The sequence below is a fragment of the Halomonas sp. 141 genome, assembly GCF_002810305.1.
In the GTDB taxonomy this organism is placed as follows: domain Bacteria; phylum Pseudomonadota; class Gammaproteobacteria; order Pseudomonadales; family Halomonadaceae; genus Vreelandella; species Vreelandella stevensii.
On record NZ_PINZ01000004.1, the window covers coordinates 64,282 to 75,823 of the forward strand.

Genomic DNA, 11,542 nt, shown 5'->3' on the forward strand with positions numbered 1-11,542 from the left:
CAAGCCGCTGGGCTAGGCGTTCGGGTCAACGGTGATGATGACCCGCACCGAGTCGAGCCGCAGGCGAGTGTTTTCGATGGCATCGCTGAGCGCTTGGCGCTCCTGCTTGAGGGCTTCCAGCTCCTCGCTGCGCACCGCCGGGTTGTGCTCTGCCAGCGCCGTCAGGCGGGCCAGCTCGGCATCCAGTTGAGCACGCATGCGCGTCTCGGCGGCTTCCACGATGCTGGGCAGCTCCCGCTCGGCCTCGCTCTCTCCTTGGGTCAGCAGGTCGCGCAGCTGGTCATGACGGCTCTTGATCAGATCACGGGCCAGCGACTTGTTGACCTTCTGCAGGTTTTTGCCCAGCCCGGTAAAGGAGATCTTGCTGGTCAGATTGGCCCCGGACTCATCCAGCAGCACCCGAACGGCCGTAGGGGGCAAAAAGCGGTTCAGGTGCAGCGCTTTAGGCGCAGGGCAGTGGGTACGGAAGATCAGCTCGGCCATCAGTCGACCGCTGGGAATGGCCGGATGGCGCAGCAGCGCCAGGGCGGTATTGCCCATGGTGCCATCCAGAATGCGGCCCATCATCTCGCGCAGCAGCGGGTGCTCCCAGGAGAGGCGTTGCACGTCATCCCGCGCCAGGGCCTGGCCACGGCTGTAGGTGGCAGAGAAGCCCTCTTCCCCTTTGACCAGCCCCGGCAGTCCGTCCAGCATGTGCTGGCTGGGCTGTAGGTGCAGCAGGCCATTGCCAATTTCCTGACTATCGACCCCGAATATATCCAGCGCACGCTCCACGTAGCGGGGCAGTGCCGGATCTTCATCCAGCTCACGTACCGCATCAATGACCTGTTGCGCCTGGGCCGGGCGGCAGGCGTTCAGCTCCAGCAACCGGTTGCGGCCCGCGTCGCGCTCGGCCAGTTTGGCGGTGAACATTGCGTGGGTTTCGTCGATGATCTCGGTGAGCGCCTCATCGTCGAGCAGCGCATCGGCCAGCGCGTCGCCAAAGGCGTCGAACAGGTCGCTGCCAATGCCGTGGGGCGCGCTGAAAGCGGCCATGCCTTCGTCGTACCAGCGCTGTAGTCGCTCCCCCGGGCTGCCGATGAAGCTGGGGACGTGCAGCTCGATGGCGTGGCGTTGGCCAATCCGGTCGAGGCGGCCAATCCGCTGCTCCAGCTGGTCCGGGTGCTGGGGCATGTCGAACATCACCAGATGACGACAGAACTGGAAGTTGCGGCCTTCGGAGCCGATCTCGGAGCACACCAGCACCTGGCAGCCATCTTCCTCGTCGGCGAAGGCGGCGGCGGCGCGGTCGCGCTCCACCAGCGACAGCCCTTCGTGGAAGACCGGTGCCTGGTAGCCGCCCAACACACGCAGGCCTTCGGCCAGTCCTTCGGCGGTCTCGCGGTGGTGGGCAATGACCAGCACCTTGTCGTTGGCAAAACCGTCTTCGCTGTCGTCACTGAGCTTTTCCAGCAGCCAGTTGACCCGGGGGTCGATATGCCACCAGGGTTCACCGTTCAGCGGATCATTGCTCAGCTCGCGGTACATGGCATCCGGATAGATCAGTACGTCCGGGTGGTCCATGCCGGTTTCGATGAGCAGCTCGTCCAGATAGTCCTCGTCGCGCTCCAGGCGGCGCAGCACTCGGCGATAGGCGGAAGGCAGCTCCAGCTTGGTCAGGTGCAGCCGCCGCTCCGGGAAGCCGCCCACGTGGCGTCGGCTGTTGCGGAACATGACGCGCCCGGTGCCGTGACGGTCGAGCAGCGCATCGCGCAGTTGGGCACGGGCCGCGTCCTGTTGTTCAGAGCTGGCCTCGGCGTTGCACAGCGTCGCCAGCAGGGCCTGGCTGTCGCGGTCGTCGGCGATGGTGGCCACGCGCTCGCGGGCGCTGGGTGTCTGGGGCAGTTCCTCCAGCGCATCGATGGCGCTGGCCACGGCGACGTAGTGCTGCTCTTCGTCCTTGAAGCGCTCGATGTCGTGGTAGCGCTCCGGGTCCAGCAGGCGTAGCCGCGCAAAGTGGCTCTCCTGGCCCATCTGCTCGGGGGTGGCGGTGAGCAGCAGCAGGCCGGGGATCTCGGCGGCCAGCTGCTCCACGCACAGGTAGCCGGGGCCGCTGGTCTCCGGATGCCAATCCAGGTGATGCGCTTCGTCGACGATCAGCAGGTCGAAGCGGCTGGCCAGGGCCTGCTCCTGACGGTGACGATTGGCAAACAGCCAGCCCTGGCTGGCCAGCACCAGCTGGGCGCTCTCGAACGGATTGGCGCTGCCGTGGGCCTGGCTCTGGTGCTCGTCGAGCAGCGTGACGGTCAGCGAGAAGCGTCGCAACAGCTCCACCAGCCACTGGTGGGTCAGGCTGTCGGGCACCAGAATCAGCGCGCGCTCTACGCGGCCTGCCAGCAGCAGCCGGTGGAGGATCAAGCCTGCTTCAATGGTCTTGCCAAGCCCCACTTCATCGGCCAGCAGCACCCTGGGGGCGTGGCGGCGTGCGACTTCGTCGGCAATATAGAGTTGGTGGGGAATCAGGTCGATGCGCGGCCCGGCAAACCCCAAGGCGCTGTGCTGTTCGATACGCTGAAAGTGATGCAGGGTACGAAAACGCAGGTCGAACCAGTCGTTGCGGTCCACCTGGCCGGTCAGCAAGCGGTCACGGGCCTGGTCGAACTGCATGGTGTCGGCCAGGCGTGCTTCTGGCAGTTCGCGCAGGTTGCCGTCGCTGTCTTCACCGATGTAGGTGATCAGACCACGGCTCTCTTTGCTGTCGTCCACGATCATCTGCCAGCCGTCGGCTGACAGGACCCGGTCACCGCTGCCGAACATGACTCGGGTGAGGGGCGCCTGGCGGGTGTTGTAGGTGCGGGTTTCCTGGCTGGCACTGAACAAGATGGTAACGCTACGGGCGTCGCAGTTAAGCACGGTGCCAAGCCCAAGCTCGGCCTCACCGTCGCTAATCCAGCGCTGGCCGGGAGAAAAATCGCTCATGATGCCTCGAGGAAGTCGTCAAAATCGGGTCGCTCGCCACCGGGAATGGGCCTCGGTGGCAGACAGGGCGGGGGATTCTAACGCAAAGCAGCGAGGGGATTAAGGGCTATCATGGTCAATCGTTCAGCCAGCGCTCCAGGTGAGCGCGGGTGAGTTCACCGACATGCACGTCCAGTGTTTGCCCTTGGGCGTCGAACAATACGGTCGTGGGCAGGCCGGGGGCTGCGAATTCGGCCATCAGCAGCTGCCGAGGGTCGCGCAGTGTATGACGAAACACCAGCTGCTGTTCATCCAGGTAGCGCACGATGGGCAGCAGGTCTTCGCCCTGGTTGACCACCACCACGCTGACACCCTCCCGCTGGTCCGCGGCTTCCAGCAGCGGCATTTCGCGGAGGCAGGGTGGGCACCAGGTGGCCCACAGGTTGACCATCAGCAGGTCACCTTGCGTATCGAGGGAGGCCAGATTCACCGGGTTGCCGTCCAGGTCTTCCAGGGTGATGTCCGGCACGGAGGCCACCGCAAAGGTGGGCCCCAGCGGTGCCAGAGTGACCAGGACCAGCCACAGGCTGGCCGCGCCCACGGTCATGGCCAGGCCGCCAAGCATGGCCAGCAGCCGTTCACGCAGTACCCAGGCGGTCCATATCAGGCCCGCTACCAGGCCGCCAAGGGCATTGAAACCCGGCTGCCACAGCTTGAGGATATCCAGTGGCGCCTGACTGTAGCTCTCCCAGTGTAGAATGACGAACACGGCACGGGCGCCGACCAGCCATACCAGCAGCAAGCCGTTGAACCAGCGCGTGTGCTGCTGGGTACTCAGCCCCAGCAGATAACGGCTGCTCACCAGCAAAATGAGCGCTACACCCAGGGCGTAGAGGCGTGGCGTCGAGATCAGCAGCGGGCCAAGTGCAATGGCATTCATCAGTTTGTCCGTAAGCAGGTACACTGATTCACCATATCATGCATGCAACACATCACGGAGAGGTCGATGTCGCAAACTTCCTTTGACCGCCTGCGCGCCCTGGCGATTGGCTCACAGGCGTTGGGGCTAACGCTCATTATCACCCTGGAAACCGTGATGGGCGACGCCGCCCGGCCCTGGCAGGGGGGCGTGCTGGCGGCCATGGTGGGCGTGGCGCTGTCCATTGCCACGCTGCGCTGGTACCGCGCCAAGCGCCGCCAGAAGCAGCAAGCGGAAGCTGCGCGTGACCGCCACGATGGTTAACGCCCTGTGGGGCATGCGCGTAGCCTGGCTATTACTGCTCTGCAGCCTGCTGGTGGGGTGTACCCACGCCGTAGTGCGCGACCAACATCGCGCGCTTTCGCTCAGCGACGCCCGTGAGACCTGGCTGGGCCTCCAGGTGGCGCAGGCCATGGCGGAGCAGACGGCACCAGACGGTTTTGCGCTGCTGGCCAACGGCCAGGAGGCCTTCGCCGTGCGGGCAGGTCTGATCAGCCAAGCGCAACGAGAATTGAATATTCAGACCTACCTGCTGGGCGATGGGCAAACCACGCGGCTGGTGCTGTCGCGCCTGATGGACGCCGCCGAACAGGGCGTGCGCGTGCGGCTGCTGGTCGATGATATCGGGGCGGTGGGGCAAGGCGACCGCCTGGCGGCGCTGGCCAGCCATCCCAATATCCATGTGCGGGTATACAACCCGCTGCCGGTGGGGCGTGGCCATCTGGTCACCCGCGTACTGGCCTCGGCGGTCAATCCCGGCCAGCAGCATCGGCGCATGCACAACAAGCTGTGGATTGCCGATAACAGCGTGGCCATCGTCGGCGGGCGTAACCTGGGCGATGAGTACTTCGATGCCAACGACGGGCGCAACTTTGCCGACCTGGATGTGGTGACGATAGGTGAGGTGGTGCCTGCGCTGTCGGAAAGCTTCGATCTTTACTGGAACCATGGCCTGTCCCAGCCCATCGAGCGCTATCACCAGGCTGAAACGTCTGCCTGGCAAGCGCTGAAAGTGTCGCTGGACACCTGGCTGGAGGAGCACGCCGATTCGGCCTACTTCACCGGTTTGCGTCAGCAGCCTCGCCAGACGCCGCCTTGGGAAACCCTGCACTGGGGGGAAGGGCTGGCGCTATGGGATGCCCCTGGCAAGCTGGCCCAGTCCGGCGCGCCGGACTGGCAGGACACCCTGTTGGGAGATCTGACCCAAGCCACTCGTCTCGATGAGCGACTGGTGCTGATCTCGGCCTATTTCGTGCCCACCGAGCGAGGGGTGAGGCGCCTGGTCGAGCTGTCGGAACAGGGAGTCGAGGTCGATATCATCACCAACTCTCTGGAATCTACCGATGCGGCCGTGGTGCATGGCCCCTATGCGCCATGGCGGACGACCCTGCTGGAGAGCGGCGTCAGCCTCTATGAGCTGCGGCCTGAACAGGAGGGCGGTGCAGGCGCGGAGCGCGAGGAGATGCGCGTGCCCGGGGCCTCTGCCTCGGCGCTGCATATCAAGGCCATCCTGTTTGATGATCAGCTGTTCGTCGGCTCGTTCAACGTGGACCCGCGTTCGGTGCTGTGGAATACCGAAGTCGGCGTACTGATGCGCAGTGCGTCGCTGGTGGAGGCCTTCGACGCTTTGGTGAGCGTGGGTCAGGACCCGGCGATCAGCTATCAGGTGCGGCTGGATGCGCAAGGGCAGCTGGTCTGGCAGTGGCAGCAGGAAGGGCAACTGGCGGTGCTGAGTGAAGAGCCCGGAGGCTGGTGGCGACACTTCAACGCTTGGGTCAGTCGTGTGCTGCGCCTGGAGAAGTGGTTATAAGCACATCATCATGAAGCGTTGGAAAGCGTTGCTTGTGTTTTTGGCATTCCGGTTCCAGATTAAGGGGAGCCTCGCGTCGTAGAGTCGGGGCACTCAACACACTGGGAGCGACCAATAACATGATCAATAAGCGCGCATTAGCCACCGCCATGGCGGCCTCTACCATGGCCCTGGCGGGGATGGCCCAGGCGGAAGTCAAGGTGGGCTTCCTGGGCGGCTTTACCGGGGGAATCGAAAGCCTGACACCGCCTATTTTCGAGGGTGCCAAGCTCGCCGTTGCCCAGATCAACGAGCAGGGGGGCGTGCTGGGTGGGCAAACGCTGGTCATGCCGTCAGGGGATACGACCTGCTCGGATGCATCGGCCGCGTCCAACGCCGCCGACCGGATGGTCAATACTGAAAACGTCACCGCCATCGTGGGGGCGCTGTGCACCGGGGCCACGATTGCCGCGGCCAATAACGCGGCCATTCCCGGCGGCGTGCTGATGGTGTCTCCGGCCTCCACCGCGCCTGCGGTGTCCGAGCTGAACGATAACGACCTGGTGTTCCGTACCGTGCCGTCCGACGCTTTCCAGGGCGAAATGCTGGCCAAGCTGCTGCTGGACAAGGGCATCGACTATGTAGCCGTCACGTTCGTCAACAACGACTATGGCCGTGGCCTCTCTGACGCCTTCAGCGAGGCCTTCACAGCGGGCGGTGGCGAAGTGGCCGAAAACCTGGCCCACGAAGACAACCGTGCCGACTACCGCTCCGAGCTGGGCTCCCTGTCAGCCAGTGGCGCCGACACCCTGGTCGTGTTGGCCTATGCCGACACCTCTGGCCAGACCGTGCTGCGTCAGGCTTATGAGAGCGGCATGTTCACCCAGTACGTGGGGGCCGATGGCATGGTAGGCGACAGCCTGGTGCAGGCGATTGGTGCCGATGTCCTCGACGGCATGATCGCCACGCGCCCCGGCAGCCCCGAACTGCCCGGCACGGAGCTGTTCAATAGCGCCGCCGAAGCAGCAGGCATCGACCCCAGTGCGGTGTTTGCCGCCCAGGCATACGATGCGGCTTTCCTGATTGCCCTGGCCATCGAGCAGAACGGCAGCGCCGAGCGTGAAGGGTTGTCGGAAGCGCTGCGCAGCGTTTCCAGCGCGCCGGGTGAAGTGATTCTGCCGGGCGAATGGGAAAAAGCGGTGGCGCTGATTGCCGAAGGCACCGAGATCAACTACGAAGGCGCTTCCGGCTCCCATGAGTTCGACGAGAACGGCGATGTGCCCGGCGTGGTGGTCGAAATGGTGGTCGAGAACGGCACCTTCACCACCAAGGGGTTGGTAGAGCCATAACCCTGGACACAGTACTGGTCAACTGACCGCCCACAAACGAATGCCCGGCCATGATTGGCCGGGCATTTTGCATTGTGGTGAGCGTTATTGGGGTAAGCGTTACGGGGCGTGTTATCCGTGGGTCTTGATCTTCTCGGGCAGCAGTCCCTTGGGGGCAAAGCGCAGTACCAGGGTGATCAGCATGCCAATCACCAGCACTCTGGCCTGGAGGGCCCGGCTGTCCATGTTGCCCGGTGCCTCCCAGCCAAAGGCGCTTTCGCCCAGCGAGACGAACAGCTGCATCAAGAACAGCGCCAGCGGTTCCGACATGATCCAGATGATATAGACCGCCACGGCACCAAAGATCGTGCCCAGGTTATTGCCGGGGCCTCCCAGGATCACCATCACCAGTACCAGGAAGGTGTGGTTGAGGGGCAGGTAGCCTTGCGGGTCGAACAGGCTGTTGAAGGTGCCCAGCATGCCGCCCCCCAAGCCCATCAGGATGCAGCCCAGCACGAAAATCTCCAGGCGACGCTTGTTGATGTCCTTGCCCATGGCCGATGACGAGACTTCGTTGTCACGGATGGCGCGAATCATGCGCCCCCAGGGCGCGTGGTAGGCGCGATGGAGCAGGAAGAAGATGACCGCGATGACCACCGCCGTGAGCGATAGATACACCGCGCGTGCCAGCGTAAAGCCCAGCTCGGCGGGGCCAGGGGTTGGCCAGGGGAGCGGAGACACCGTGGCCGTGCCCCGGGTGAGCCAGTCGGAGTTCTTCAGAAACGCCTTGATGATTTCCGCAATGCCCAGCGTGGCAATGGCAAGATAGTCGCTGCGCAGGCCCAGGCAGACATGGCCGATCAGATAGCCCACACCACCCGCCAGGGCGCCGCCGACGATCCAGCCGACCCAGGCCGGTAGGCCGAAACCACCGACGAAACCTGCCTGGGACTGAATCTGGCTGGTGACATCGCGCAGCAGGCTGATCACCACCAGGTAGAGCACCACGGCCAGCACCACGGCCACCACGGTACGCAGTTTTTTCGGCACGCCCAGGCGGTCGAGACGCGTGGCACCCAGCACCACCACGAAAGCTGCCAGGCCGTAGAGCAGCACGCGGCCGAGTTCGCCGGGCAGCTCGCTGCCCCAGAAAGCATCGTTGACCGGCACACTGAACAGCATGGCGCAGAAGCCACCCAGCGCCACGAAGCCCATGACGCCTGCATTGAACTGGCCCGCGTACCCCCACTGAATGGTCAGGCCCAGCGCCAGGATGGCATAGCAGGCGGCTTCGACCAGCATGCGGGTGCTGTAAGCGGCTCCCATGATGGCATAGACCGCCAGAATGGCTGCAAACAGCGCGCCGAACAGCACCAGCTCACGCATCGGGAACCGGCGTTTGGGCGTGGCATCCTGCGGCGTATAGTCGGGGTTGCGCAGCTTCGATGAAGGGTTCATTGGATCACCTTGCCTTTAAACAGACCGGTGGGACGCCATACGAGAATGGCCACGAGGATAAAGAAGGGCACCACGATCTTGTACTCCGTGCTGACGAACGCCAGGTTCGACGGCAGCTCCAACCACGCGGGCAAGCTGTCGCGGAAGGGCCGTAACAGTACGTTCCAGTTGAAGACGGCCAGGGTCTCGGCAAAGCCCACCACGAACCCACCGGCAATGGCGCCGTAAGGGTGCCCCACGCCGCCCACGATGGCCGCTGCAAAGATCGGCAGCAGCAGGAAGAAGCTCAGGTCCGGCTTGAAGGTGACATCCAGCGACAGCAGCGTACCGGCGATGGCCGCCAGGCCCCCGGCAATCACCCAGGTCACCGCCACGATGGTGTTGGTATTGATGCCCGACGCCTGGGCCAGCTCCGGGTTGTCCGACATGGCGCGCATGGCCTTGCCCAGCCGTGAGCGGTTCAGGAAGACATGCAGCGCGATGACGGCCACCAGCGTGATCACGAACAGGTAAATCTGTGGCTCGGTGATCACGATGGGGGCACGCACCCCTTCGAAGGGCAGGGCAATGCGAAAGATCTCCTTGCGATCATCCACGTAAAGGCTTTGGCTACTGGTACCGGCAAACAGGCGGATCAGCCCCTGCAGCATCAGGGTCACCCCCAGGGAGCCAATCACCATGACGATGGGCTTGACGCCGTGGGCCCGCAGCGGCTTGTAGAACGCCTTGTCGATCCCCACCGCCAGCAGCGCGGTCAAGAGCATGGCCAGGGGCAGCATGATCAGCGCGGTCGGCACGCCTATGCTGGGGCCGACCGCCGGGAAAGCGGTGGTCAGCAGCAGCACCATGAAGGCGCCGAAGGTCATCATGTCGGCGTGGGCAAAGTGTGCAAAGCGCATGATGCTGAAGATCAGCGTGACGCCAATGGCCCCGATGGCATAGATCGAGCCTGTCACGCTGCCCGCGATCACCACGTTATTGATAAAAAAGACCAGTTCGTTCACAGGTTTCTCCCCCGGGCTAGCCGCCCAAAAAGCTTTTTGCGACATCCGGGTCGGCCAGCAGCGCAGCCCCTGTGTCCGTGAAGCGGTTCTGCCCGGCGGCCAGCACGAAGCCCTTGTCGGCAATGGCCAGCGCCTGCTTGGCGTTCTGTTCGACCATCAAGATGCCAACGCCTGCGGCGTTGATCTTTTTCACGCGGTCAAAGATTTCGTTCATGTAGAGCGGCGACAACCCTGCCGTGGGTTCGTCCAGCAGCAGCAGGCTGGGCTCGGCCATCAGGGCACGGCCCATGGCCACCATCTGACGCTGGCCGCCCGACAGCTCCCCCGCCGGCTGATGGCGTTTCTCCACCAGCGGCGGGAAGAAGTCGTATACCTGCTCCAGCATGCGCTTGACGTTGTTGGGCTTCAGGTAGGCCCCCATCTCCAGGTTTTCCTTCACCGTCAGGCTGGGGAATACGTTCTTCTCCTGAGGCACGAAGCCCATGCCACGCTCCACCCGCTGATTCGGGGGCAGGTTGTGGATCGGCTCACCGTTGAGCAGTATGTCGCCCTGATTGACGTTGAGCAGGCCAAACACCGCCTTGAGCATGGTCGATTTGCCTGCGCCGTTGGGGCCGACGATGACGCCGACCTCATCGGCGTACAGGGTCATGTCGACCCCGTTGAGGATATTCATGCTGCCATAGCCGCCGTGCACATGGCGCGCTTCGAGCAGCGGCTGGGGAGTTGCGGGGGTAGAGGACATAAGGTGTCTCAGCAAACGTCGCGCAGTGTTTCTGTCACGATCATGTTGTTATCTCCATGGGCTGCCAGGCAGTGACATGGCGGTAGTGGGGTGCCGTGCGCTACGCGGCATCGGTGCCGAAATAAGCCTCGATCACGGCAGGGTTGTTCTGTATGTCCTTGATATGACCCTCGACCATGACGCTGCCTTGCGCCAGGACGATGACTGGGTCACACAGGCGAGAGATCATGTCCATATCATGCTCGATCACCAGAAAGGTATAGCCCATCTCACGGTTGAGGCGCTCGATGTTGCCCATCAGGTCGCCCAGCAGGGTGCGGTTGACGCCGGCGGCAATCTCGTCGAGCAGCACTACCTTGGCATCGGTCATCATGGTGCGGCCCAGTTCCAGCAGTTTCTTCTGGCCGCCAGAGAGGTTGCCCGCCAGCTCATTGCGCACGTGGTGCAGGCCCACGAAGTCGATGACTTCCAGCGCTCGCTGGCGCACCTCGGCCTCCTGCTGGCGCACCAGGCCCGGTTTGAACCAGGTGTTGAACAGGCTTTCCCCTGCTTGATGGGGGGGCACCATCATGAGATTTTCCAGCGCGCTCATCTGGCTGAATTCGTGGGCGATCTGAAAGGTGCGCAGCAACCCCTTCTGAAAGCGCTGATCGGCGCTGAGGGAGGTAATGTCTTCACCCTCCAGCAGGATACGGCCACTGTCCGGGGTGAGCGCCCCGGCGATCAGGTTGAACAGGGTCGACTTGCCTGCCCCGTTGGGGCCAATCATGCCGGTAATCGAGCCTTTCTCCACGCGTATGGAGCAGTCGTTGATGACGTGTAACCCACCGAATGCCTTGTTGACATGTTGTACTTCGATAAGGGGGTGCATGGTGTCCTCGGCAGGCAAGCGGCCAGGACCGCCTGCCATCGCATGTTATTGTTGAAACCCAAGGTGTTGCGTTGGTCGGTGTCTAGCCTTTGGCCTGGCGCAGCCGCTGGCTGGCGGCAAAGGCTCCGACGATAATCAGCGCGCCCAGCGGCATGAAGATGTTGGTCAACCGCTCGATGAAATCGAAGGCGCCGCCGCCGTTTTCACCGGTGAGGTAGGGGAAGCGCCACAGGTTTCCCAGGCCAACGGCAGAGCCCACCGCTGCCAACAAGAAGGTGCCCTTGTGCGTCCAGACGTTATGACCGCTCATGTGCAGGAGTGTCCCTGGTAGTGGTGTCGGATGGGGGGAGGTATCCAAACACTTGTATGAATTGTAGCGTGACAGCCCCCCGAGGGCGTCAACGATTGCGTTACTGTGCGATAGAATGGCG

At 63.5% G+C, this 11,542-nt stretch carries 9 protein-coding genes and 1 pseudogene; 3 read left to right on the forward strand and 7 right to left on the reverse strand.

Features of this window, described 5'->3' with window-relative positions; genetic code table 11:
• Positions 1-12: 12 nt before the first annotated feature.
• Positions 13-2,958: an RNA polymerase-associated protein RapA gene (rapA, locus tag CWI66_RS03280; RefSeq protein ID WP_100730923.1), complete on the reverse strand. Its 2,946-nt coding sequence runs from the start codon at positions 2,956-2,958 to the stop codon at positions 13-15.
• A 115-nt stretch (positions 2,959-3,073) separates the two neighbouring features.
• Entirely contained in the window at positions 3,074-3,877 is an 804-nt protein-coding gene (locus tag CWI66_RS03285; protein ID WP_081139268.1) for a TlpA disulfide reductase family protein, read from the reverse strand.
• A gap of 66 nt (positions 3,878-3,943) precedes the next feature.
• On the opposite strand from CWI66_RS03285, the gene CWI66_RS03290 reads away from it, so the two are divergent.
• The 3 genes from CWI66_RS03290 (at position 3,944) to CWI66_RS03300 (ending at position 7,054) form a co-directional block, all read left to right on the forward strand.
• Positions 3,944-4,180: a hypothetical protein gene (locus CWI66_RS03290; protein WP_100730924.1), complete on the forward strand. Its 237-nt coding sequence runs from the start codon at positions 3,944-3,946 to the stop codon at positions 4,178-4,180.
• Positions 4,161-5,726: a phospholipase D family protein gene (locus CWI66_RS03295; RefSeq protein WP_232710725.1), complete on the forward strand. Its 1,566-nt coding sequence runs from the start codon at positions 4,161-4,163 to the stop codon at positions 5,724-5,726. Before CWI66_RS03290 ends, CWI66_RS03295 begins: the two co-directional genes overlap by 20 nt.
• Positions 5,727-5,845: 119 nt before the next feature.
• A complete protein-coding gene (locus CWI66_RS03300) occupies positions 5,846-7,054 on the forward strand; it encodes an ABC transporter substrate-binding protein (RefSeq protein ID WP_100730925.1) in 1,209 nt (402 codons plus the stop codon).
• A gap of 111 nt (positions 7,055-7,165) precedes the next feature.
• Here CWI66_RS03300 and CWI66_RS03305 read toward each other — a convergent pair whose 3' ends face one another.
• The 5 genes and pseudogenes from CWI66_RS03305 to CWI66_RS18550 form a co-directional block, all read right to left on the reverse strand.
• Complete coding sequence (locus CWI66_RS03305; protein ID WP_100730926.1) at positions 7,166-8,491, reverse strand: branched-chain amino acid ABC transporter permease; 1,326 nt, start codon at positions 8,489-8,491, stop codon at positions 7,166-7,168.
• Positions 8,488-9,495, reverse strand: coding sequence for a branched-chain amino acid ABC transporter permease (locus CWI66_RS03310; RefSeq protein ID WP_096921655.1), 1,008 nt, complete (start codon positions 9,493-9,495; stop codon positions 8,488-8,490). Before CWI66_RS03310 ends, CWI66_RS03305 begins: the two co-directional genes overlap by 4 nt.
• Before the next feature lie 16 nt (positions 9,496-9,511).
• Positions 9,512-10,240 carry an ABC transporter ATP-binding protein gene (locus CWI66_RS03315; protein ID WP_100730927.1) on the reverse strand — a complete coding sequence of 243 codons (729 nt, stop codon included), beginning with the start codon at positions 10,238-10,240 and terminating at the stop codon, positions 9,512-9,514.
• Positions 10,241-10,340: 100 nt separating this feature from the next.
• A complete protein-coding gene (locus CWI66_RS03320; protein WP_100730957.1) occupies positions 10,341-11,111 on the reverse strand; it encodes an ABC transporter ATP-binding protein in 771 nt (256 codons plus the stop codon).
• Positions 11,112-11,291: 180 nt separating this feature from the next.
• Positions 11,292-11,421: pseudogene (locus tag CWI66_RS18550) on the reverse strand (hypothetical protein); the annotation flags it as partial.
• Positions 11,422-11,542: the final 121 nt, after the last annotated feature.